This is a genomic window from Nocardia jinanensis, assembly GCF_014645735.1.
Taxonomy (GTDB): domain Bacteria; phylum Actinomycetota; class Actinomycetes; order Mycobacteriales; family Mycobacteriaceae; genus Nocardia; species Nocardia jinanensis.
Window position 1 is genome coordinate 1 of the sequence record NZ_BMMH01000028.1, and the last position, 22278, is coordinate 22278.

Sequence of the window (22278 nt, forward strand, 5' to 3'; positions counted from 1 at the left end):
TCTGGCGCAAGACCGCTGAGGAGATCCTCGACTCCCTCGCCCGATATATCCAACGTATTTCAGGCGTGGAACACTAGCGCCGGGAATCCGTTGCGGTCGGCTGCCCGGCCCGCCCGAGCACCGTTCCCAGGTGGGTGGTGAGGATTTCCCCGAGATCGGCCAGCGCGGCGGTCTGCTCGGCGTCCAGACCCTCGAACACCAGTCGGCGCACCACATCCATATAGCCGGGCGCGGCCTCCACGACCTTCTGGTGGCCTTCCTCGGTGAGCAGGGCGAGCACACCGCGGCGCCCGGTGGCGGCCGTGCGGGTCGCCCACCCCATCCGTTCCAGTTTCGATACCACATGCGAGAGCCTGGATAGCGATGAATTAGCTCTTTGGGCGAGTTCGCTCATCTGCAGTCGGCGGTCCGGTGCTTCCGACAGTAGGGTGAGGACCCAGTACTCGAAATGAGTGACACCGGATTCTCGCTGGAGATCTGTGTCCAGAGCGCCCGGCAGGCGGTTCAGCAGTGCGACCACCGCGCGCCAGGCGCGTCCTTCGACCGGGTTCAGCCAATCCGTCACTAGTCCGCCTTTTCTCCACCCCGGCGACGATTGCGGCAGCGGTCGCTCGGCTATGAAGAGTTTGCCACGATTTCGCTCGGTCGTGTGGCATCTGGGAAACGAAGGTGAGTTCACTCACAGGGCCGCCGGACCGGCCGGTGGATCAGGCTCCGGTCTGCTCGCGCAGGAACTCCAGCGCCTTGTCCGCGTGCACATTCGCGCGCAGTTCACTGCTGATCACTGTGCGTATGTGGCGGTCGGTGCCGATCACGAAGGTATGCCGTTTCACCGGCATGAGCTTGCCCAGCAGCCCGCGCTTCACGCCGTACTGCTCGGCGACCGTGCCGTCGGCATCGGAGAGCAGCGGGTACTCCAGCCGTTGCGATCCCGCGAACCCGGCCTGCACGTCCACAGCGTCGGCACTGATTCCGGCGCAGCCGGCGCCGAGCGCGGCGAATTCGGCGGTGAGGTCACGGAAATGGCACGCCTCGGCGGTGCACACGGGTGTGTTGGCGGCGGGGTAGAAGAACAGGACGAGTGGCCCATCGGCCACCAGGGAATCGAGGGATCGCAGAGTGCCGGTCTGGTCCGGGAGTTCGAACGCCGGGGCGAGCTGGCCGATCTTCATACCCGGACAGTACCTGCGGCGGCGGATCGCGCGGGGTGCGCCGCGACGGCGGGGAACGGAGCTGGAATGATGGTGCGAATGCACGGCGCGCCCACGACTACCTCCCGCGAACGGTTCCTCGAACTCGCCGCCGAGCACCGGGTCGTCCCGGTGACCCGGAAGGTGCTGGCGGATTCGGAGACCCCGCTGTCGGCCTACCGCAAACTGGCCGGTGACCGAGCGGGCACCTTCCTGTTCGAATCGGCGGAGAACGGCCGATCGTGGTCGCGCTGGTCGTTCATCGGCGCGGGCAGCCCGTCCGCGCTCACCGCGGTGGACGGCGCCGCGACCTGGCTCGGCGCCACCCCCGCCGGTGCGCCCGCGGGCGGTGATCCGCTCGACGCGTTGCACGAGACCCTGGAGCTGCTGCGCACCGAACGGCTGCCCGGCCTGCCCCCGCTCACCGGTGGCATGGTCGGTTACCTCGGCTACGACGCGGTGCGCCGGATGGAACGGCTGCCCGAGCAGGCCATCGATGATCTGCGGCTGCCGGAGATGGTGCTGCTGCTGGCCACCGACCTGGCTGCGTTCGACCATCACGAGGGCGCGATCACCCTGATCGCGAACGCGGTGAACTGGAACGACACTTCCGAGAACGCCGACGCGGCCTATGACGACGCCGTGGCCCGGCTGGACCGGATGACCGCCGCGCTGGCCGCGCCCGCGGCCTCCACTGTCTCGGTGTTCGATCAGCCCGAACCGCAGTTCCGGCGGGCCCGCACGCCCGATGAGTTCGGAGCCGGGGTACGCCGCCTGGTCTCGGAGATCGAGGCGGGGGAGGCATTCCAGGTGGTGCTCTCACAGCGGTTCGAGATGGACTTCGGCGGCGCGCCCATCGACCTCTACCGGATGCTGCGCGCGGCCAATCCCAGCCCGTACATGTTCCTGCTGCACATCCCGGACGGGGCGGGCAATACCGCGTTCTCCATCGTCGGGTCCAGCCCGGAGGCGCTGGTGGCGGTGCAGGACGGGGTCGCGACCACTCATCCGATCGCGGGTACCCGGTGGCGCGGGGCCACCGAGGAGGACGATCTGCTGCTCGAGAAGGATCTGCTGGCCGACGAAAAGGAGAACGCCGAGCATCTGATGCTGGTCGATCTCGGCCGCAACGATCTGGGCCGGGTATGTGTACCGGGTACGGTGCGCGTCACCGAGTACCGGCACGTCGAGCGGTACAGCCATGTGATGCATCTGGTCTCCACGGTCACCGGGCGGCTGGCCCCGGGCAAGATCGCGCTCGACGCGGTCCGCGCCTGTTTCCCGGCGGGCACGCTCTCCGGCGCGCCGAAGGTCCGGGCGATGCAGTTGATCGAGGAACTCGAGCCCACTCGGCGCGGGGTGTACGGCGGGGTGGTCGGCTATCTCGATTTCGCCGGTGACGCCGATACCGCGATCGCCATCCGTACGGCCCTGTTGAAGGACGGAACCGCCTATGTACAGGCGGGCGCGGGGGTGGTGGCCGACTCCGAGGCCGAATACGAGGACACCGAATCCCGCAACAAGGCGATGGCGGTGCTGCGCGCGGTGGCCGCCGCCGAAACCGTGCGGGCCTTCGACGAGCAGTCCGAGGCCGATGATCAGGATCGGGAACCCGCTTCCGTCCCCGGAGGCAGCTCATGACGGCGTCGGGCGATCCCGCTTCCGACCCGGTGCGCGGTACCGGTCCCGACGGATCACCCGGCGGCGGCGCGGCCCCCCGCTCCTCGACCGGCGGCCCCCGGCCCGGTCCGGTGGACTGGGGTGACGAGGAACTACCCGCCGCCGAGACCGCCGGGCCCGCCCCGGGCAATCGGTATCCGGTGGCCGCGATCGTATTGCTGGCCGTGGCCGCGGTAGCGCTGTGGGGATCCTCGCGACTGAACTGGGTCACCGTGACCTCGGCGGACGGCCTCACCGAACCGCGCACCGACGAGTTGAACGGTGGCGTCTGGTTCGGTGCGCTGACACCATTGGCACTGGTTTTGCTGGCCGCCGTTGCCGCCGTCCTGGCCACTCGGGGCTGGGTCCGCCGGCTGGTGGGGATCCTGGTCGCGTTGATCGCCGCCGTGACCGCCGTACCGGCTCTGGCGCTGCTCACCGGTTCCGGAGCGACCGAAGAGCGGGCGGCCGCATTGGCCGAGCTACCCGGCCGGGCAGAGGTGCAGGAGCTGGTGACGGCGTCCGGTCCCGCCGTGCTCGCGCTGGCCGGTGCGCTGGCGGCGTTCGGCGCGGGCCTGCTGCTGACCCGGATGCCGGCGGGTGCAAGACGACTCTCCGGAAAGTACGACGCCCCGGCCACGCGCAAGGCCGCCGCGACCCGGGCTGTCCAGGAGGGCACAGTGGGCGGACCACTTCCGGAACGAGTGCTGTGGGACGCCCTGGACGCCGGTGCGGACCCGACCGACCCCGCGGATCCGGAGCCGGAATCGTCCGGCCACTCGCGGGACACGCCCGACCGTATATCGGACATGCCCGATACCCATTCCGGCATGTCCGGAAACATCGGTGGCGGGCGCGTGGCCGCCGAGAACCCGCCGGATACGGCCGGGAAAGCCGGGACGAAGGAATCCGGCGACGCCCCCTAGCAGGGCGGCCGGGGCGGGGTGACCCGCCCCCGGCGTCACGACGCCGCGCCCTTCCATTTACTCTTGTTCAGCATCGGTGAGACATCGCCTGGGGGAATCCTTCAGGCAGTAACTCGCGTCTCCCCAGAAAGGATTCGAGCCAGATGACGGTACTCGACTCGATTCTCGACGGGGTCCGCTCGGATGTAGCCGCTCGGGAAGCGGTGCTGGACTTCCCGGCGGTGAAGGCAGCGGCCGCCGCCGCGACGCCGCCGCTCGATGCGAAGGCAGCGCTTCTCGAAGACGGTATCGGCGTGATCGCCGAGGTCAAGCGGGCCAGCCCCTCCAAGGGGGCACTCGCCGAGATCATCGATCCGGCCAGCCTCGCCAAAGCCTACGAGGACGGTGGCGCCCGCGTGATCAGCGTGCTCACCGAGGGTCGCCGCTTCCACGGGTCGCTGGACGATCTCGACGCGGTCCGCGCCACGGTGAACATTCCGGTATTGCGCAAGGACTTCGTCGTGGGTCCGTACCAGATCCACGAGGCCCGGGCCCACGGCGCGGATGTGATCCTGCTGATCGTCGCGGCGCTGGAGCAGGACACCCTGTCCTCGCTCATCGATCGCACCGAATCGCTCGGGATGACCGCACTGGTCGAGGTGCACACCGAGGAAGAGGCCGATCGGGCACTCACCGCGGGTGCCACCGTCATCGGGGTCAACGCCCGCAACCTGAAAACCCTCGAGGTCGACCGGGACTGCTTCTCCCGCATCGCGCCGGGGCTGCCCACCGAGGTGATCCGGATCGCCGAATCCGGCGTTCGCGGCACCGCCGACCTGCTCGCCTACGCCGGTGCCGGCGCGGACGCGGTACTGGTCGGCGAGGGGCTGGTCACCAGTGGCGACCCTCGCGCGGCGGTATCCGAACTGGTCACCGCGGGCACGCACCCGTCCTGCCCCAAACCGGCCCGGCGGGGGCGATGATGGCCGGGGGCGGCCCGTCGTCCACCAGTACCCCGTTGCCGGCTGCCAGCCGGGGAGTGGCCCAGCGCAGCGACCACGAGCCCGATGAGGGCGGCCACTTCGGTGTCTACGGCGGTCGGCATGTGCCCGAGGCGCTGATGGCGGTGATCGAGGAGGTCACGGCCGAATACGACAAGGCACGGCTGGATCCCGACTTCCTGGCCGAACTGGACCGGTTGCAGCGGGACTACACCGGCCGGCCGTCGCCGGTTTTCGAATGCGTGAATCTGGCCGAGCGGGCCGGCGGCGCGCGGATCCTGCTGAAACGCGAGGATCTGAACCACACCGGTTCGCACAAGATCAACAATGTGCTGGGCCAGGCGCTGCTCGCCAAGCGGATGGGCAAGACCCGGATCATCGCGGAAACGGGCGCCGGTCAGCACGGCGTCGCCACCGCCACCGCGTGTGCGCTGCTGGGCCTGAAATGCATCGTCTACATGGGTGCGGTCGATACCGCGCGGCAGGCGCTGAACGTCGCCCGGATGCGGCTGCTGGGCGCCGAGGTCGTCTCGGTGACAGTGGGCTCGCAGACCCTCAAGGACGCGATCAACGAGGCACTGCGCGACTGGGTGACCAACGCCGACGACACCTACTACTGTTTCGGCACCGCCGCCGGGCCCCACCCCTTCCCGGTGATGGTCCGCGATTTCCAGCGGGTCGTCGGACTGGAGGCCCGCGCGCAGGTGCAGAGCCTGACCGGTCGGCTGCCCGACGCGGTCACCGCCTGTGTGGGCGGCGGCTCGAACGCCATCGGTATCTTCCACGCCTTCATCGACGATCCCGGGGTCCGGCTGATCGGCTACGAGGCCGCCGGCGACGGTGTGGACACCGGCCGCCACGCGGCCACTTTCGCCGGCGGTTCACCGGGTGCGTTCCAGGGCGCCTACTCGTACCTGCTGCAGGACGAGGACGGCCAGACCATCGAATCGCATTCCATCTCCGCCGGGCTGGACTATCCCGGAGTCGGCCCGGAGCACGCCTTCCTGAAGGATATCGGCCGCGCCGAGTATCTGCCGGTCACCGATACCGCCGCGATGGACGCCCTGCTGCTGCTGAGCCGCGCCGAAGGCATCATCCCGGCCATCGAATCGGCGCATGCGGTCGCGGGCGCGGTGGAACTGGGCCGCGAACTCGGCGAGGGCGCGATCATCCTGGTGAACCTGTCCGGTCGCGGTGACAAGGATATGGACACCGCCGCCCGCTGGTTCGGGCTTTTCGACGATCCGGACACCGGCAAGGAGAACGGTCAGTGAGTTCCGAGTCCCGCCTGGGTGCCACCTTCGCCGCCTGCCGGGCCGAGAACCGCGCCGCGCTCATCGGGTACCTGCCCGCCGGCTACCCGGATCTCGAGGGGTCGCGCCGGGCCGTGCGCGCGATGGTCGAATCCGGTTGCGATATCGTCGAAGTCGGGGTCGCCTACTCCGATCCGGTGATGGACGGGCCCACCATCCAGGCCGCGGCCGAACAGGCGCTGCGCGGCGGGGTCCGGGTGCGCGATGTGTTCTCCGTGGTCGAGGCCGTCACCGACGCGGGCGCGCAGGCGGTGGTCATGAGCTACTGGAATCCGGTGCTCAAATACGGTGTAGACCGTTTCGCCCGGGACCTGGCCGGCGCGGGCGGGGCCGGGATCATCACCCCGAATCTCATTCCGGACGAGGCCGGTGATTGGTTCGCCGCCTCGGATGCCCACTCGCTGGACCGCATCTTCCTGGTCGCCCCGTCCTCCACCGAGGAACGCCTGGCCGCCACTCTCGATGCCAGTACCGGATTCGTCTACGCCGCCTCCACCATGGGCGTCACCGGTGCCCGGGACGCCGTCTCGACCATGGCGCCCACGCTGTGCGCCCGCATCCGCGAGCACAGCGATATCCCGATCGGCGTGGGTCTGGGTGTGCGCTCCGGTGCGCAGGCCGCCGAGATCGCCGCTTACGCCGACGGCGTGATCGTCGGTTCGGCGCTGGTATCCGCGGCCGCCGAGGGGCTGGACGCGATCCGGGCGCTGACCGGTGAGCTGGCCGGCGGGGTCCGCGCGGCCACCGTCGCGTCCTGATCCGCGCCCGATCGAGGACACACGGGCGGAGCCCGTACTTGCTCGGATAACCATCTCGACTACGGTTGCCCCGTGACCGTTATCGCCGCACCGGATACCGTCGCGACCGCCGGAACTCCCGGCGGCGCCGTCCCGCACGCCGTCGATCTGCTGGCCTACCTGCCCAGCCCGCCGCAGGGCGTCTGGGATATCGGGCCTTTCCCGCTGCGGGCGTACGCGATCTGCATCATCATCGGCATCATCGTCGCCATCTGGTGGGGCGAGAAACGCTGGCAGAACCGCGGCGGTGAAGCCGGAACCGTGCTGGACGTCGCGGTCTTCGCCGTCCCGTTCGGGCTCATCGGCGGGCGTCTCTACCACGTCGCCACCGACTGGCAGAAATACTTCGGGGCCGACGGAAACCCGGTGGACGCGCTGAAGATCTATCAGGGTGGTCTCGGGATCTGGGGCGCGGTCTTCTTCGGCGCGATCGGCGCCTGGATCGCCTGCCGTATCTACAAGATCCCGTTGCCCGCGTTCGGCGACGCGATCGCCCCGCCGATTCTGCTGGCGCAGGCCATCGGGCGGCTCGGCAACTACTTCAACCAGGAACTGTACGGTCGCGACACCGATCTGCCCTGGGGTCTGGAGATCTATCTCCGATTCGATGATGCCGGCCGGCTCGACATGATGAACGGTGTGTCCTCCGGCGAGGTGCATTCGGTCGTGCATCCCACGTTCCTCTACGAACTGATCTGGAACGTGCTGGTGGTGATCGCACTGGTGCTGATCGACCGGCGCATGCGGATCGGCCACGGCCGGTTGTTCGCCCTGTACGTGGCCGGATACTGCTTCGGCCGTTTCTTCGTCGAACTCATGCGTGACGACGAGGCCACCCAGATCGCGGGGATCCGGATCAATTCGTTCACCTCCGGTCTGGTGTTCCTGGCGGCGGTCGCCTATGTCCTGTTGGCGACCAAGGGGCGCGAGACTCCCGAGCAGTTGAGCCCCGACGCGGGCCCCCGCCCGTGGCCCTGGCAGTTGGGCGCGTTGCGTGCGGCAGGTGCCGCCGGCGCGGGTGCGCCGGCATCCTCCGAGTCCGAGTCCGAAGGCGCCGTCGGCGAGGCGATCGAGGACGACGAATCCGGAAGCGCCGACAAACCTTCCGAGCCCGACGAGGAAACGCCCGGGAAATCCGCCGACGACGGATCGCCCACCTCGGACGCTGTCGCGGACTCCGGTGCGCCGGAGGGCAAGTCCGATTCCGGCGCCGGGACCCGCGCCGAGGAATCGGCGGATACCGAACCCGAATCATCGGATGATTCGGCGGTGGAGAAGGACGGCGCAACCGCCGAATCCACTGCTCCGCGAGGTAAATAGGACTCCGTTCGGCGGTCGGTGCGGGCGTCTGGCAGCATCTTGTCGGAGGGGAGGCGACATCCGGTTGTCCTCCGCTGCCGGGGGCACTCACCGAGGAGGAATCCATGACCGATCCGTACCAGCAGGGCGGACCACAGTACGGCCCACCCGGAACCGGGCCGGACCTGAGCAAATCGCCGGGCGCGCCGGGCTACCCGTCGCAGCCGCAACCGCAGCCCTATCAGTCGCAGCCGTATCCGTCGCAGCCGCAGCAGTACCCGCCGCAGGGCGCTCAGTACGGGGCCCCGTACGGGCAGCCGCAGCCCGGTTACGGCGCGCCGATGGGTCCGGGCGGGTACAACCCGATGGATCCCGAAGCTCCCTACGGCCGGGATATCAACGGCGTACCGTACTCGGACAAGCAGAAACTGACCGCCGGTCTGCTGCAGATCTTCCTGGGCGCGTTCGGCGCCGGCCGGTTCTATATCGGTGATACCGGTATCGCCGTGGCCCAGATCGCGGTCACCTGGCTCACCTGTGGTTTCGGTGGTATCTGGCCGCTCATCGACGGCATCATGATGCTCACGGGCAGCGTGCAGGACCCGCAGGGGCGCCCCCTGCGCGAGAACTGACACCGCGCATTCCGCGGACCCCCGGGGCGGCCCCTCGGGGGTCTTTTCGTTGTCGGCTGTACCGGCGCTCGTCGGGGCGGCCCGGGCGGCCCGGGGGCACGGAGCGCGCTCGCGCGCACCCGGAAGTTCATCGCGGGGTAACGGGGTGATCAACCAGGTGAACCACCATGATTCGGGCAGGCGTTCACTTCCGAGTCCCGCAGGCGTCCGGTCGCGGGCCGGGCGGAACGGGACAACCCGGCAGGATTAGGCTCGACACGTGATGCGACGGACGAAGATTGTGTGCACCCTCGGCCCGGCCACTGCCACCGAGGAACGTATTCGAGAGCTCGTCGAGAGTGGTATGGATGTCGCCCGGCTCAATTTCAGCCACGGCGAGCACTCCGACCACGCCGAAAACTACAAGAAGGTGCGGCAGGCCTGCGAGGATCTCAGCCGCGCCGTCGGCATACTCGCCGATCTGCAGGGCCCCAAGATCCGGCTGGGTCGCTTCGCCGAGGAACGGACCGTCTGGGCGACCGGTGAGACCGTTCGTATCACCGTCGACGATATCGTCGGCAGCCACGACCGGGTCTCCACCACCTACAAGCAGCTCGCCGCCGATGCCAAATCCGGCGACCGGCTGCTGGTCGACGACGGCAAGGTCGGCCTGGAAGTGATCCGCGTCGAGGGCAACGACGTGGTGTGCGAGGTCACCGAGGGCGGACCGGTCAGTAACAACAAGGGTGTTTCGCTGCCGGGTATGGACGTCTCGGTACCCGCGCTCTCCCAGAAGGACATCGAAGATCTGGAGTTCGCCCTCAACCTGGGCGTGGATTTCATCGCGCTGTCGTTCGTGCGGTCGCCGTCGGATATCGAACTCGTGCACGATGTGATGGACCGGGTCGGCCGCCGAGTGCCGGTGATCGGAAAGTTGGAGAAGCCGGAGGCCATCGACAACCTCGAGGCAGTGGTCCTGGCCTTCGACGCGGTCATGGTGGCCCGCGGCGACCTCGGTGTGGAACTGCCGCTCGAACAGGTGCCGATCGTGCAGAAACGTGCGATCCAGATGGCCCGGGAGAACGCGAAACCGGTCATCGTGGCCACCCAGATGCTCGAATCGATGATCGAGAACTCCCGGCCCACCCGCGCCGAGGCCTCGGATGTGGCGAACGCGGTGCTCGACGGCGCCGATGCGGTGATGCTGTCGGGGGAGACCTCCGTCGGCAAGTACCCGATCGAGACGGTCCGCACCATGGCCCGCATCGTGCACGCGGTGGAGAGCGAGTCGACCAATGTTCCCCCGCTGACCCATACGCCGCGTACGAAGCGCGGTGTCATTTCCTATGCGGCGCGCGATATCGGCGAGCGCCTCAACGCGAAGGCGCTGGTCGCGTTCACCCAGTCGGGCGATACGGTGCGCCGCTTGGCACGGCTGCACACTCCGCTGCCGCTGCTGGCGTTCACCCCCCTTCCGGAAGTGCGCAGCCAGCTGGCGCTCACCTGGGGTACCGAAACGTTCATCGTGCCCACCGTGGACAGCACCGACGCGATGATCCAGCAGGTCGATCAAGCGCTGCTGAGCATGAATCGGTACCGCAAAGGCGACCTCGTCGTCATCGTCGCGGGCTCTCCGCCCGGTACCGTCGGTTCCACCAACCTGATCCACGTGCACCGTATCGGCGAGGAGGACCACTGATGATCGAGGCCCGCGGGGTCGCCCGGTGAGCGCGCCGGTCGGCGAACCCGAGACCGCTAACCACTCCGATCTCGACACCCTGCTGGAACTGCTGGATCTCGACCAGATGTCCGAGGACGTCTTCCTCGGACATCATCCGGAGAAGGTGTCCAGCCGGACCTTCGGCGGCCAGCTGGTCTCTCAGGCGGTGATCGCGGCGGGACGTACTGCGGGACATCGCCCGATCCACGTGCTCAACGCCCACTTCGTACGCGGCGGCGATGTGAAGAAGCCGATCGAGTACCACGTGGAGCGGCATCGCGACGGGCGGGCGTTCGCCAACCGCACTGTCACCGCGCTCCAGGGCGGCCAGGAGCTGTTCGTCATGCTGGCGTCGTTCCAGGAGTGGGGCAAAGGTCTCGAGCACGCGCACGAGCGTCCCGAAGTCCCCGATCCGGAGACATTGCCACGGATCCAGGAGAGTTTCGCCGGGTTCGAGGACAAGCTCGAGATGTTCGTCAACGCTCCGCATCCGATCGATATGCGGTACACGAACGATCCCGCCTGGATTCTCAAGGGGACCGGGGAGAAACTCAACCACAATCGGGTGTGGATGCGTGCCGACGGAACTCTGCCCGACGATCCGCTGATCCATGTCGCCGCGCTGAGCTATTCCTCCGACACCACCGTGCTCGATTCGATCATCACCACGCACGGCCTCTCATGGGGCCTGGATCGGATCGTCGCCGCCACGGTGAACCATTCCATCTGGTTCCATCGGCCGTTCCGCTTCGACGACTGGGCTCTCTACTCCACCGAATCCCCGGTCGCCGCGGGATCTCGCGGACTGGCCACCGGCCGGTTCTACTCGCGCGAGGGCGACCTGCTGGCCACCACCGTGCAGGAGGGCGTGATCCGGCACTTCCCGGCCCGCCGCTGAGTCTGTGCCGGCTGCCGGATCAGAGTCGCTCCGGCAGCAGCGGCTCCATATCGAGATCGCTGCGCTGTTCGGCGCGGAAAGTGAACGGAGCGCCGGGGCCCAGTGTGTCCAGGCCCTGGAGCAGCCGGTGTTCGAATGCGGCCAGATAGCTGTCGGTGAGTTCGGCCGGGTCGCCGACCAGGCTCAGCGCGATCTCGAAGGTCGCGCGCCCCTGCGGTTCGGCTCCCGGATTCGCGATACGCCAGCGGTTGTCGAAATCCCGGTGTCGGGAATCGTCCTCGGCGATCGGCAGGGTGAAACGCCACGCGCAGATGTCACCGTCGCCCAGATGCTCGGCCAGTTCCGTTCTGACGGTGTCGACGAGATCTTCCAGGATTTCCGGTGTGACATAAACCTGAAGCGAAACATCCGAAATGCGTTTCGGCATGCCTGATTCCTGTCGTGTGTCGAACCTGCAACGGGATCGGATTCTTCGGATCGATGGTCCGGATGGCGAGTGTAGTGCCCTGAACGTGGAAAGTCAGGGCGCACGTAGTTATTCGTAACTTCCGGGCGGAATCGCGGGCGGATCGCGGGCGTGCGCGCTCGCCGTGCCCGGCACCACCCGGAAGCCGGCACCGCGCGGCCGACGGTCGGACCGGATCCCGGTCAGACCCGTATTCTTGCTTGTGTTCTCACGCGTACCAACCGGTGTGCTGGGCCGCGACCAGCGGCGAGAGCCGGGCCGTGGACGCGGCCGGCTGGACCACCAGCGGCGGCCGGCCCCGATGCCGATTCCCGGGCGTGGCGGCGGGAGCCAGGGCGACCAGCAGCGGAACCAGGGCATCGGCGATCTTGTCGCCGACTTCGCAGTACGCCTTGGCCGACAGCCCCACCGGGTCGGCGATGTTCTCCCGCCCGACCCGGGACAGGTTGTGCCGGTGGCGATGCAGGTCTGCCACGGTGCGGGCGCCGGTCACGCGGGCGATCCGGTGCGCCTCGAGCAACGTGAAGGTCCGCGAGTTCGAGCCGGCGGCCAGCTCGCGCACATCATCACGGATGTTCTCAGTCATGGTGAGTACGAGATCCGCGCGATCGATATGCTCGGGTTCGAGTTTGCGAGCACGGAAACTTCCGGGATTTCCACCGAGTCCGGTGATGGCCTCGGCCGCCCGCGGTTCCACCGGAAACCCGACCAGGGCACGGGTACCGGCGCTTTCCGCGGTGATGCCGGTGAGCCGGTATTCGACCGCGATGGAGCGGGTGAGCCGTTCGGCGATCACCGAACGGCACACGTTTCCATTGCAGACGAACAGGATGTGCATAGCGCAACCGTAATTCGCGCTGCCTGCGCGCAGCAGGGCTGTCTGTGCAATATCACAGCTCTCCGAGTGTTAATTCATCTGTGTGTAGCGTGCCGTACATTAATCCGGCCCGAATTTTCCCTGCGGTACGAAAAATGTTTCCGTGACCCGTCCCTGCTCGGGGGCAGGGAGAGCCGGCACGCGGGGAGCGGAATTCATCCGAGGCGATCCGGCCGGGATGTTCCGGGGCCGGCTCGGGGCCGAACCCTGAACTCCTTTTTCCGGTAGTCGCCCGCGACCTGTTCCCGGTTCACCCGGTCCGGGTGAACCGGGCGCCCGGTCTCGCAACATACGGTCGGGACGGATATGCCCGGAGAAGCTGTCGACCGAGGAAGAGGTATCCGCTGATGGCCGGTCCTGGTCTCGCCGGTTCGACGATGACGCCGCGGCATGCGCGCGCGGTGGCGCGAACGGCTTACCTGTGGGGCTGGCCGCTGGTGAACATACACAACCGGCGGGTTTTCCTGGAGCGCCTTCTCGCGCCGGGTCTGCTGTCCGGGATCGTGCCCGCCGGCCCGCCCGGAACGCTCGCGATGCTGCGCGACTACATCCGGCCCGAGGAGCGGGTCGTCGCGTGTCCCGATCGGGATGTGGTCCACGGGTTCGGGATCCTGGACGGGCAGTTGGAGCCCGTGGTGGTGCAGGTGCCCGAATTCGGCGACCGCTTCTGGGTGTACCAGGCGGTCGACCAGCGCACCGATTCCTTCGTCCGGCTCGGCAAGATGTACGGGACCGTGCCCGGTTTCTATCTGCTCGCGCACGAGTCGTGGGGCGGCGCCGTCCCTGCCGGGATCGCCGGCGTCTTCCGGTACGACACCCGCTCCGGCGTGGTGATCCCGCGTGTTTTCCTCGACGATACGGCCTCCGATCGTGCGGCGATCGAGCCGTTGGTGGACCGGATCTGTATGTATCCGCTATCGGAGTTCGACGGCACCGTGCAGGTCGTGGACTGGTCGGCACTGCCCCTCTTCGACGGCGGTTCCGCGACCGAGGGGCAGGGGGAGAGGCAATGGGTGAACCCGGAGAAGTACTTCTCCGTACTGGGTGAGGTGCTCGACGAGGTGCCACCACTGGCGGGGGAGGAGACTCTCTACGAACGGTTCCGGTCGATTCTCGCCGCGGCCGAGCGGGACCCCGATATCGCCGAGACGCTGCGGCAGACGGCCCTCGACACCGATGCTGTGGTGGGGGAGCTGTTCGAGTTCCGCAATATCGGTATCCCGGTGACCGGAAACTGGACCACCCAGCACAACGGGGCCGCGTTCGGTGCCGATTACCTGTCCCGGACCGCCATGGGGAAAGCCGATATCTTCGTGAACGCCCCGAACGAAACCGCCTGCTACTACCAGGATCTCGACGACGCCGGTGATCGCCTGCACGGTGTACGCACCTACACCGTGCACTTCCCCGCGGGAGAGCTGCCGCCGGTTCGCGGTTTCTGGTCGCTGACGGTCTACAACAAGCAGCATTTCTTCCATTCCAACGAGCTCGACCGGTATGCGCTGGGCAGCAAGAACCAGGACCTCACCTACGGTGACGACGGTTCGCTGACCCTTACCGTCGGTGGGGCCGGCCCCAGCGAGCCGGAGAAGCTGGCCAACTGGCTACCCGCTCCCGGTGACGAGTTCTCGCTCTACCTGCGCGCCTACTGGCCGGCCGCCGCCGCACTCGACGGCAGCTGGCAGCCCCCCGCGGTCATCCCGCAGCGCTGAGCGCCGCCGGCCCTTCTGCTACCTATGTAGACTACGGGCGTGCGAAAAACCCACTCGCTGGTCCGGGTCGCGGTGGCCCTGCTGGCCGAACCGGACGGGCGGCACTGGGGTTATGACCTCGGCCGCCGTTCCGGCGTCCGGTCCGGTGTCCTGTATCCGATGCTCACCCGGATGTTGGACGAGGGCTGGCTGACCGCCGGCTGGGAGGATCCCACCACCCTGACCGAACGGCGTCCGCCGCGGCGCTACTACGAACTGACCGAGCACGGGAAGCTGGAGCTGGCCGGCACGGTCCGCGCGGCCCGGGCCGACCGCCGATTCTCCGCACTCGACCTGGGGTGGGCGTGATGGTGACACTGCTGGACATCGTGGCCTCGTGGCAGGGCTTCACCGCGTTCCTGGTCGCGGTGGCGACCTTCGGTTTCTGTCCCGGCTTTATCCTGCGGATACTGGTGCGGATCTATCCGGCCGACGACCTCCGGCGCCGGGAACTTCCCGCCGAGCTGTACGCCGTACCCCGTCTCGTACGTCCCTTCTGGGTCGCCGAGCAGCTCGAGACGGTCCTGCACGAGGGCAGCGCGCTGCGGTATCGCGCCCGGCGGACCCGGGCTCTCGCGAAACGGCTCGCCGCCGACGGGCTCACCGCGCTGGACGCGGAAGCCCTGCGCGCGATCGAGGAATCCGGCGCGGCCGACGACGAGATGGTGTTCGTCGGTTTCGGAACCGGCGCCCTGCTGGCTCAGCGCGTCGGCGACCTGCGTCGCAGGGGTCCACAGACGATTTCGGAGCGGCTGCGGAACACGATCCGGTGGGCCCTGTTGTCCCGGCGCCGGAAGCACTACATCCGGGAGCTGCGATCCCGGTTGACCGCCCGGGTGGGGCCGCCGGTTTCTCTCATCGGCGCGGCCCCGAGAACTGCCGATCTGTCGTCGGTGCCGGTCCCGCATCGGGCTGTGTCCTCCGCGCGGTCGCGGCCCTGAGGCTCTGACCGGGGGTCGTGACTACGACGTCGGACCATCTTTCGCCGGAAAGGCGGCGGGGACCGGACGATGAGGCATGAGGCGATTGCGGACTCGCCGCGGATTTTATGAGGGAAAGAGGACGGCTCGAACCCGGAAATGCCGTCCGACCTTGGTGCCGAGTGTGGGACTCGAACCCACACGTCCTTTCGGACAACGGTTTTTGAGACCGTCGCGTCTGCCAGTTCCGCCAACTCGGCGCACCGGATGCACATAGTAGCCGTCGGCGGCCGGAACACCGAATCGCGGGGGTCGTAGTACCTGCGGAACCGTGTTACGCAGGGTATATGCAGCGCCGATCACCGTGAAAGGTAGTCTCTACACCACCCGATCGCGTGACGGCGGATCGACGGCCGTGCATCGGCTGAGATCCGCCGTCTGCGCTCTCGGGACGAGGCATCGGAACCAGAGGGGTCGTTTATGAGCACTAGTGCGAACGCCGCGGCGAAACGCGTGGTCGTCGCCGAGGACGAGGCGTTGATCCGGATGGATCTGGTCGAGATGCTGACCGAAGAGGGATACCAGGTGGTGGGGGAGGCCGGGGACGGTCAGCAGGCGGTGGACCTCGCGGTGGAGCACCGGCCGGATCTGGTGATCATGGATGTGAAGATGCCGCGCCGCGACGGGATCGACGCTGCCGCCGAGATCGCCTCCAAACGTGTTGCGCCCGTGGTCATCCTGACCGCGTTCAGTCAGCGCGATCTGGTGGAGCGGGCGCGCGACGCCGGTGCCATGGCCTATCTGGTGAAACCGTTCACCAAATCCGATCTGGTCCCGGCCATCGAGCTGGCGGCCAGCCGGTTCCACGAGATCACCGCGCTGGAGAGCGAAGTCGCGGGTCTTTCCGAGCGGCTGGAAACGCGCAAACTCGTCGAACGGGCCAAAGGTGTGCTCATGCAGACCCAGGGCCTCAGTGAACCGCAGGCCTTCAAATGGATTCAGCGCACCGCCATGGATCGGCGCACCACGATGAAGGCGGTGGCCGAGGTCGTGCTGGAGAACCTCGCCCCGCAGTAGACCCCGCGGCGCGGCGCATAGCGGCCTTAACGCCCCGGAAACACAAGCCGGAAAATAATTGCGACGACATCATCGGAGATGATCCGATTGTGACGCGGGATCAACATACCGGAGTTATGTTTCTCACGAGTCGGCGTGGTCGGCTTCCTCGGCCGGCCGAGGTTGATGAGGAACATAGGGGTAGATCGTGCTCGGTTCGATACGGCTGCCGGGTGTGCCCCGGCGCGGACGCACGGTACGCACAATACTGACTATCGGCGCCGCCGCCGCGCTGGTCCTGACCGGATGTGGCGACAAGACCGCCGGTGATACGGGAACGTCGGGAGCGGGTGGACTGTCCATCCAGCCGCTGCTGCAGATCGACGCGGCGGGTAAAGAAGTGCCGGCCGCCGATACCGCCGCCGCGGCCGATCCGGCCGGTAATGGTGCGGCCACCTGTCCACCCACCACCACCATCGCCATGGCCGGCGCGCTGACCGGCCCCGATGCGGCGCTGGGCATCAATATCGTCAACGGTGTGAAGCTGGCACTGGATCAGCACAACAAAGCCAATCCCGGCTGCCAGATCAAGCTGAAGGAATACGACACCGAGGGCGACCCGCAGAAGGCCAGTCAGGTCATCCCGCAGATCGTCAACGATCCGGCGGTGATCGGCCTGGTGGGCCCCGGATTCTCCGGCGAGACCAAGGCCACCGGCCAGATCCTCAGCGACGCCGGTCTGGTCGCGGTCACCTCGTCGGCCACCAACGCCACCCTCACCCAGAACGGCTGGAAGACCTTCTTCCGCGGCCTGGCCAACGATGACGTCCAGGGGCCGTCGGTGGCCGAGTACCTGGTCGGCACCGCCGGTTACAAGAAGGTCTGTGTGGTTCAGGACAACACCGATTACGGTGTCGGGCTGGCCCAGAGCATTACCGCCGGTCTCGGCGCGGCCGCGGATCCGGCCTGCGCCGCCAGTATCAAGAAGGGCGACAAGGACTTCTCCGCCACCGTCACCAAGATCTCCAGCGCGCAGCCGGACGCGATCTTCTACTCCGGCTACTACGCCGAGGCGGCGCCCCTGGTGCAGCAGCTGCGGTCCGGCGGGGTGGAGGCGACCTTCGTCTCCGCCGACGGCACCAACGATCCGCAGTTCGTCTCCCAGGCCGGCGGTTCGTCGGAGGGCGCGGTGCTCTCGTGCCCGTGTGGTCCGGCGCCGGACGAATTCGCCCAGACCTATGAGAAACTGCACGGCCAGGCACCGGGCGTGTACTCCGTGGAGGCCTACGATCTGGCCACCATCCTGGCGACCGGTATCGATGCCGGGAAGCTCACCCGCCCCGATCTGCTGGAATTCGTTCGCGGATACAACGGGGACGGTCTGGCCCGGCACTACCAGTGGAACGCGGACGGGGAACTGTCCTCGGCGTTGATCTGGGTCTACGAGGTCGGATAACGGACAGTCGGCGGTACGCGCACCGGCGGCGCCGGGAGCGCGTACCGCTCGCTGCTCGGGTGAGGGTCCGATGATGATGAGGGCGGATTACGTATGACAGCATCCTTGCCGGCCGCCGCGGCCGTTCTCGCGCAGGGATCGATCGATTTCAACTACGAAGGCGTGCTCGATCAGTTCTGGCGACTGACGGTCGACGGATTGTCCTACGGTGCGATCTATGCGCTGGTCGCGGTGGGATACACCCTGGTCTACGGGGTTTTGCGGCTGATCAACTTCGCACATTCCGAAGTGTTCATGCTCGGTATGTTCGGGCAGTACGTCGGTCTGATGCTGCTGGGCTTCGCGCCCAGCGGAAATGCCTACAGCCAGGGCGTGATCCTGACGGTGACCTATATGGGCCTGGCGTTGCTCTTCGGGATGGCGGTATCCGGCGCGGCCGCGGTCGGTTTGGAGCGTGCGGCGTACCGGCCGCTGCGCCGCCGTGGCGCCAAACCACTGACCTTCCTGATCACCGCGATCGGTATGTCGTTCGTGCTCCAGGAGTTCGTGCACTTCGTGCTGCCGAAACTGTGGCCGGACCTGGGCGGCACCAACGCACAGCAACCGATCATGCTGGTCGAGCCGACAGTGCAGTTCACCATCGGCGGTGCGGATGTCACCAATGTGACCCTGGTGATCGTGGTGTCGGCGGTGACGCTGGCGGTGCTGGCCGAAGTCGTCATCAACCGTACCCGGTTCGGGCGCGGTATCCGCGCGGTCGCCCAGGACCCCGATACCGCCACGCTGATGGGGGTTTCGCGGGAACGGGTCATCATGCTGACCTTCCTCATCGGCGGTCTGCTCGCCGGCGCCGCGGCGATGCTCTACGTGATGAAGATCCCCAACGCCATCATCTTCTCGGGCGGATTCGTGCTCGGTATCAAGGCGTTCAGCGCCGCCGTGCTCGGCGGTATCGGCAATCTGCGCGGTGCCCTGCTCGGCGGTCTGCTGCTGGGGCTGGTCGAGAACTACGGCCAGATGCTGTTCGGTACCGAATGGCGCGATGTGGTGGCGTTCGTGGTGCTGGTCCTGGTGCTGTTCTTCCGGCCTACCGGCATTCTCGGTGAAAGTCTCGGGAGGGCCCGCACATGAACACGGTGAAAGCCGAGAAGGCCGCGGGGCACGGTCTGGGCGATGAGATCCGCACCTGGTGGGCCGGGCTGAGCCGGCCCGCGCAATGGGCGGTGGGCATACCGGCGCTCGCGGCGCTGGCATTGCTGCCGCTGTTCCCGCCGCCGCTGCTGGATACTCCGGGGACCAGCTTCGGCGGGGTGATGGCCCAGTTCGCCATGTACGCGCTGATCGCCATCGGCCTGAACGTGGTGGTGGGGCAGGCGGGACTGCTGGACCTCGGTTACGTCGGCTTCTACGCGGTCGGTGCCTATACTGTGGGCCTGCTGACCAGCCCGAACAGTCCGTGGAATCAGACCGACGGCGGCTGGCTGAACTCCGACTGGGCGTGGCTGGCCTGTGTACCGCTGGCCATCATGGTGACCGCTGTATCCGGATTGATCCTCGGTTCGCCGACGCTGCGGCTGCGCGGGGATTACCTGGCCATCGTGACCCTCGGGTTCGGTGAGATCGTCCGATTGCTCGCCGACAACCTGGGTGAACTCACCAATGGCAGCCTCGGTCTCTCCGGAATCGCCTATCCGCACTTCGGGGAATCCGAGACTCGCCCGAACGGCGTGTTCTCGGCGGGCAATGTCGGTGCGCCCGGCAGTTCGAATCTCATCGACCGCGCCAACTCCGGCACCTGGTGGTACTGGGTCGGCATGCTCGCCGTGGTGGCGGTCCTGCTGGTGGTCGGCAACCTGGAACGCAGCCGGGTCGGCCGGGCGTGGGTGGCGATTCGCGAGGACGAGGACGCCGCCGAGATCATGGGCGTACCCACCTTCAAGTTCAAACTGTGGGCTTTTATGATCGGCGCCGGAATCGGCGGGCTGTCCGGTGCTCTGTTCGCCGGGCAGGTGCAGTTCATCAATCCGACCGGATTCAACATCATCAACTCGATGCTGTTCCTGTGCGCGGTGGTGATCGGCGGTCAGGGCAACAAACTCGGGGTGATCGTCGGGGCCTTCCTGGTGGTGTATCTGCCGAACCGGTTGATGTCGGTGGCCATCACCGATGACGAGACGACCGGCTATGTGCAGCTCGCGATCACCGTCGCCGTTTTCGCGGCGCTGCTGGTGGGCTGGCGGCTGCGCGCCCGGGCCCTGGCCGGTCCGTGGCGCTGGGTGTACCTCGCGGTGACCGTCCTGGCCGCGGTGTACGCCGTGCTACTGCTCAGCAGTGTGCTCATGTTCTACGCCGGTGGTGCGCAGAGCCTCGGCGATCTCAAATATCTGTACTTCGGTATCGCACTGGTGGTGATGATGATCCTGCGACCCCAGGGCCTGTTCCCGGTCCGGCAGAAATTGCTCGCCTACGGCCGGCAGATCGTCCGGGCCGTCCGCCGCCCCGCGGAGGCGGCGTCGTGACCGGGCCGAACGCGGGTGACGCGCTGTTCGACAACGAAGACCTGGCGGCCGGCTACACGGTCGAGCGCACGATCGAATCGGCCGGTGAGGTCGATGTGACCGCTGTCGATCCGGCGCTGGCCGACGCGGCGACCGTGGCCGAGGTGGTGGCCGCGCACCGGGAGATATACACCGAGGTCGGGGCCCCACTGTTGCGTACCGAGGACCTCACGGTGAAGTTCGGTGGACTCACCGCCCTCGACACAGTGAGCTTCGAGATCCGGCGCGGGGAGATCCTGGGTCTCATCGGGCCCAACGGCGCCGGTAAGACGACCTGCTTCAACGCGATCACCGGGGTGTACCGGCCCGCGGCGGGCACGGTGTACTTCGACGGCACACCGCTCACCAAGAGCAAACGCAATGCGATCACCCGGCTGGGTATCGCCCGGACCTTCCAGAACGTCCGGCTCTTCGGTGAGATGACCGCACTGGAGAACGTGGTCGTGGGCACCGACGCCCGGCACCGGACCTCGGTACCGGGGGCGGTCCTGCGGACGCGGCGGCATCGCCGGGAGGAACGTGACGCGATCGAACGCGGGATGGCATTACTGGAGTTCGTCGGGATCGCCCCGCGGGCGGTGGAGAAGGCCCGCAATCTTTCCTACGGCGATCAGCGGCGACTCGAGATCGCGCGGGCGCTGGCGACCGAACCGAAGCTGCTGTGCCTCGACGAACCGGCCGCCGGGTTCAATCCGAGTGAGAAATCCGCGCTCATGGACCTGATCCGCAAGATTCGCGACGACGGGTTCACCGTTCTGCTGATCGAGCACGATATGCGGTTGGTGATGGGGGTGACCGATCGGATCGTGGTTCTGGAATTCGGCCGTAAGATCGCCGACGGCCTGCCCGAGCAGATCCGGACCGATCCGGCCGTCATCGCCGCGTACCTGGGCGTACCGGACGACGAACTCACCTCGGCGGACCTCTCGGCGTCCACCGCCGCGCTGCGCGCGCAGAAGGACGCGGCGCGGGACGCCGGCGACGGATCGGAGGAGCGGGGATGAGCACAGCACCGGACCGGTTCGCGAAGGATATCGACAGCGAGCCCTTGCTCGAGGTCACCGATATGGTCGTGAACTACGGCAGGATCCAAGCCCTGCACGGTATTTCGCTCCGCGTGGCGCCGGGGGAACTGGTGACCCTGCTGGGCGCCAACGGCGCCGGTAAGACCACCACCATGCGCGCCCTGTCGGGACTGCTGCCGTTGACCCGGGGACAGATCCGGTTCGAGGGCGGCGATATCAGCCGGTTGAAGGCGCACGAGCGCGTCGTCGCCGGACTGGTGCAGGCACCCGAGGGCCGGGGTGTGTTCCCGGGGATGACCGTGCAGGAGAACCTCGATATGGGGTGTTATGCCCGGCCCTTCGCGAAGAAGACCGACTACACGGCCGCCCTGGACCGGGTCTTCGAACTGTTCCCGCGGCTGCTGGAGCGGCGCAAGCAGGTCGGGGGCACGCTGTCGGGCGGTGAACAGCAGATGCTCGCCATCGGGCGGGCGCTGATGGCCCGCCCGCGGCTGCTGCTGCTGGACGAGCCCTCCATGGGGCTGGCGCCGATGGTCATCCAGCAGATCTTCCGGATCATCGCCGAGATCAACGCCACCGGCACCACGGTGCTGCTGGTGGAGCAGAACGCCCGGCAGGCCCTGGCGCGCAGCGATCGCGCCTACATCATGGAGACCGGGGAGGTCACCAAGACCGGACGCGGTCGCGAACTGCTCGACGATCCGGCGGTGCAGGCGGCCTATCTGGGCGTGGGCTGAGGTCGGCCCGGTACGGGTGTGCGCGGGTGTCGGTGGAGG

The 22278-nt window shown here is 67.5% G+C and carries 21 protein-coding genes, 1 tRNA gene and 1 pseudogene; 18 read left to right on the forward strand and 5 right to left on the reverse strand.

The window, feature by feature from the left end:
• Window positions 1-73: 73 nt before the first annotated feature.
• Together IEY68_RS31775 and IEY68_RS31780 are read right to left on the reverse strand one after the other, a co-directional pair.
• Window positions 74-565, reverse strand: a complete 492-nt coding sequence (locus IEY68_RS31775) for a MarR family winged helix-turn-helix transcriptional regulator (protein WP_058856715.1) — start codon at window positions 563-565, stop codon at window positions 74-76.
• A 142-nt stretch (window positions 566-707) separates the two neighbouring features.
• Window positions 708-1172 (reverse strand): peroxiredoxin, encoded by a 465-nt coding sequence (locus IEY68_RS31780; protein WP_058856716.1) that lies wholly within the window; start codon window positions 1170-1172, stop codon window positions 708-710.
• Between the two features lie 78 nt (window positions 1173-1250).
• On the opposite strand from IEY68_RS31780, the gene IEY68_RS31785 reads away from it, so the two are divergent.
• The 9 genes and pseudogenes from IEY68_RS31785 (at window position 1251) to IEY68_RS31825 (ending at window position 11393) form a co-directional block, all read left to right on the forward strand.
• Window positions 1251-2831 carry an anthranilate synthase component I gene (locus tag IEY68_RS31785; protein ID WP_058856762.1) on the forward strand — a complete coding sequence of 527 codons (1581 nt, stop codon included), beginning with the start codon at window positions 1251-1253 and terminating at the stop codon, window positions 2829-2831.
• Window positions 2828-3625 (forward strand): annotated as a pseudogene (locus IEY68_RS36985) (TIGR02234 family membrane protein); the annotation flags it as partial. The gene IEY68_RS31785 and the pseudogene IEY68_RS36985, both read left to right, overlap by 4 nt.
• Window positions 3626-3918: 293 nt before the next feature.
• Complete coding sequence (gene trpC / locus IEY68_RS31795; protein ID WP_058856717.1) at window positions 3919-4737, forward strand: indole-3-glycerol phosphate synthase TrpC; 819 nt, start codon at window positions 3919-3921, stop codon at window positions 4735-4737.
• Complete coding sequence (gene trpB / locus IEY68_RS31800) at window positions 4734-6029, forward strand: tryptophan synthase subunit beta (protein ID WP_156426394.1); 1296 nt, start codon at window positions 4734-4736, stop codon at window positions 6027-6029. The genes trpC and trpB overlap by 4 nt, the downstream gene beginning before the upstream one ends.
• The gene (gene trpA, locus IEY68_RS31805) at window positions 6026-6826 is read left to right on the forward strand and encodes a tryptophan synthase subunit alpha (protein WP_058856719.1); all 801 of its coding nucleotides are present in this window, start codon (window positions 6026-6028) and stop codon (window positions 6824-6826) included. Before trpB ends, trpA begins: the two co-directional genes overlap by 4 nt.
• A gap of 147 nt (window positions 6827-6973) precedes the next feature.
• Entirely contained in the window at window positions 6974-8185 is a 1212-nt protein-coding gene (gene lgt, locus IEY68_RS31810; RefSeq protein ID WP_058856763.1) for a prolipoprotein diacylglyceryl transferase, read from the forward strand.
• A gap of 104 nt (window positions 8186-8289) precedes the next feature.
• Complete coding sequence (locus tag IEY68_RS31815; protein WP_058856720.1) at window positions 8290-8796, forward strand: TM2 domain-containing protein; 507 nt, start codon at window positions 8290-8292, stop codon at window positions 8794-8796.
• A 259-nt stretch (window positions 8797-9055) separates the two neighbouring features.
• Window positions 9056-10474, forward strand: coding sequence for a pyruvate kinase (gene pyk, locus IEY68_RS31820; RefSeq protein ID WP_082681625.1), 1419 nt, complete (start codon window positions 9056-9058; stop codon window positions 10472-10474).
• Window positions 10475-10580: 106 nt separating this feature from the next.
• Window positions 10581-11393 (forward strand): acyl-CoA thioesterase, encoded by an 813-nt coding sequence (locus IEY68_RS31825; protein ID WP_082681630.1) that lies wholly within the window; start codon window positions 10581-10583, stop codon window positions 11391-11393.
• A gap of 19 nt (window positions 11394-11412) precedes the next feature.
• Here the strand turns inward: IEY68_RS31825 and IEY68_RS31830 are convergent, their stop codons facing one another.
• A complete protein-coding gene (locus IEY68_RS31830) occupies window positions 11413-11820 on the reverse strand; it encodes a hypothetical protein (RefSeq protein WP_063000685.1) in 408 nt (135 codons plus the stop codon).
• A 247-nt stretch (window positions 11821-12067) separates the two neighbouring features.
• The gene (locus IEY68_RS31835; RefSeq protein WP_058856723.1) at window positions 12068-12697 is read right to left on the reverse strand and encodes an arsenate reductase/protein-tyrosine-phosphatase family protein; all 630 of its coding nucleotides are present in this window, start codon (window positions 12695-12697) and stop codon (window positions 12068-12070) included.
• A gap of 386 nt (window positions 12698-13083) precedes the next feature.
• Here IEY68_RS31835 and IEY68_RS31840 point away from each other — a divergent pair, with 386 nt between their 5' ends.
• Genes IEY68_RS31840 through IEY68_RS31850 form a run of 3 tightly spaced genes read left to right on the forward strand, consistent with a single transcriptional unit; the run spans window position 13084 to window position 15428 of the window.
• Window positions 13084-14448 carry a DUF1214 domain-containing protein gene (locus tag IEY68_RS31840; RefSeq protein WP_058856724.1) on the forward strand — a complete coding sequence of 455 codons (1365 nt, stop codon included), beginning with the start codon at window positions 13084-13086 and terminating at the stop codon, window positions 14446-14448.
• 39 nt (window positions 14449-14487) lie between these two features.
• Window positions 14488-14796, forward strand: a complete 309-nt coding sequence (locus IEY68_RS31845) for a PadR family transcriptional regulator (protein WP_058856725.1) — start codon at window positions 14488-14490, stop codon at window positions 14794-14796.
• Window positions 14796-15428, forward strand: a complete 633-nt coding sequence (locus IEY68_RS31850) for a hypothetical protein (RefSeq protein ID WP_156426395.1) — start codon at window positions 14796-14798, stop codon at window positions 15426-15428. Before IEY68_RS31845 ends, IEY68_RS31850 begins: the two co-directional genes overlap by 1 nt.
• A 152-nt stretch (window positions 15429-15580) precedes the next feature.
• On the opposite strand, the gene IEY68_RS31855 is transcribed toward IEY68_RS31850, so the two are convergent.
• Window positions 15581-15667: transfer RNA gene (locus IEY68_RS31855), tRNA-Leu, on the reverse strand.
• A gap of 220 nt (window positions 15668-15887) precedes the next feature.
• Here IEY68_RS31855 and IEY68_RS31860 point away from each other — a divergent pair.
• From IEY68_RS31860 to IEY68_RS31885, 6 genes are all read left to right on the forward strand, one after another.
• Window positions 15888-16484, forward strand: a complete 597-nt coding sequence (locus IEY68_RS31860; RefSeq protein WP_058856727.1) for an ANTAR domain-containing response regulator — start codon at window positions 15888-15890, stop codon at window positions 16482-16484.
• Window positions 16485-16728: 244 nt separating this feature from the next.
• Window positions 16729-17919 carry a branched-chain amino acid ABC transporter substrate-binding protein gene (locus tag IEY68_RS31865; protein WP_058856765.1) on the forward strand — a complete coding sequence of 397 codons (1191 nt, stop codon included), beginning with the start codon at window positions 16729-16731 and terminating at the stop codon, window positions 17917-17919.
• A 93-nt stretch (window positions 17920-18012) separates the two neighbouring features.
• Window positions 18013-19050 (forward strand): branched-chain amino acid ABC transporter permease, encoded by a 1038-nt coding sequence (locus IEY68_RS31870; protein ID WP_058856728.1) that lies wholly within the window; start codon window positions 18013-18015, stop codon window positions 19048-19050.
• Window positions 19047-20438: a branched-chain amino acid ABC transporter permease gene (locus IEY68_RS31875; protein ID WP_058856729.1), complete on the forward strand. Its 1392-nt coding sequence runs from the start codon at window positions 19047-19049 to the stop codon at window positions 20436-20438. Before IEY68_RS31870 ends, IEY68_RS31875 begins: the two co-directional genes overlap by 4 nt.
• Window positions 20435-21481, forward strand: a complete 1047-nt coding sequence (locus IEY68_RS31880; RefSeq protein ID WP_229719163.1) for an ABC transporter ATP-binding protein — start codon at window positions 20435-20437, stop codon at window positions 21479-21481. Before IEY68_RS31875 ends, IEY68_RS31880 begins: the two co-directional genes overlap by 4 nt.
• On the forward strand, window positions 21478-22239 hold the full coding sequence (locus IEY68_RS31885) for an ABC transporter ATP-binding protein (RefSeq protein ID WP_058856730.1): 762 nt from the start codon (window positions 21478-21480) through the stop codon (window positions 22237-22239). Before IEY68_RS31880 ends, IEY68_RS31885 begins: the two co-directional genes overlap by 4 nt.
• Window positions 22240-22278: the final 39 nt, after the last annotated feature.

Bases quoted from the DNA above. Each gene is read 5' to 3' on its own strand.
- IEY68_RS31825 (WP_082681630.1), top strand. From the start codon at position 10,581: ATGTCCGAGGACGTCTTCCTCGGACATCATCCGGAGAAGGTGTCCAGC.
- IEY68_RS31870 (WP_058856728.1), top strand. From the start codon at position 18,013: ATGACAGCATCCTTGCCGGCCGCCGCGGCCGTTCTCGCGCAGGGATCG.
- trpB (WP_156426394.1), top strand. From the start codon at position 4,734: ATGATGGCCGGGGGCGGCCCGTCGTCCACCAGTACCCCGTTGCCGGCT.
- IEY68_RS31840 (WP_058856724.1), top strand. From the start codon at position 13,084: ATGGCCGGTCCTGGTCTCGCCGGTTCGACGATGACGCCGCGGCATGCG.
- IEY68_RS31785 (WP_058856762.1), top strand. From the start codon at position 1,251: ATGCACGGCGCGCCCACGACTACCTCCCGCGAACGGTTCCTCGAACTC.
- IEY68_RS31850 (WP_156426395.1), top strand. From the start codon at position 14,796: ATGGTGACACTGCTGGACATCGTGGCCTCGTGGCAGGGCTTCACCGCG.
- IEY68_RS31780 (WP_058856716.1), bottom strand. From the start codon at position 1,172: ATGAAGATCGGCCAGCTCGCCCCGGCGTTCGAACTCCCGGACCAGACC.
- IEY68_RS31835 (WP_058856723.1), bottom strand. From the start codon at position 12,697: ATGCACATCCTGTTCGTCTGCAATGGAAACGTGTGCCGTTCGGTGATC.
- IEY68_RS31860 (WP_058856727.1), top strand. From the start codon at position 15,888: ATGAGCACTAGTGCGAACGCCGCGGCGAAACGCGTGGTCGTCGCCGAG.
- IEY68_RS31815 (WP_058856720.1), top strand. From the start codon at position 8,290: ATGACCGATCCGTACCAGCAGGGCGGACCACAGTACGGCCCACCCGGA.
- IEY68_RS31875 (WP_058856729.1), top strand. From the start codon at position 19,047: ATGAACACGGTGAAAGCCGAGAAGGCCGCGGGGCACGGTCTGGGCGAT.
- trpC (WP_058856717.1), top strand. From the start codon at position 3,919: ATGACGGTACTCGACTCGATTCTCGACGGGGTCCGCTCGGATGTAGCC.
- IEY68_RS31830 (WP_063000685.1), bottom strand. From the start codon at position 11,820: ATGCCGAAACGCATTTCGGATGTTTCGCTTCAGGTTTATGTCACACCG.
- IEY68_RS31885 (WP_058856730.1), top strand. From the start codon at position 21,478: ATGAGCACAGCACCGGACCGGTTCGCGAAGGATATCGACAGCGAGCCC.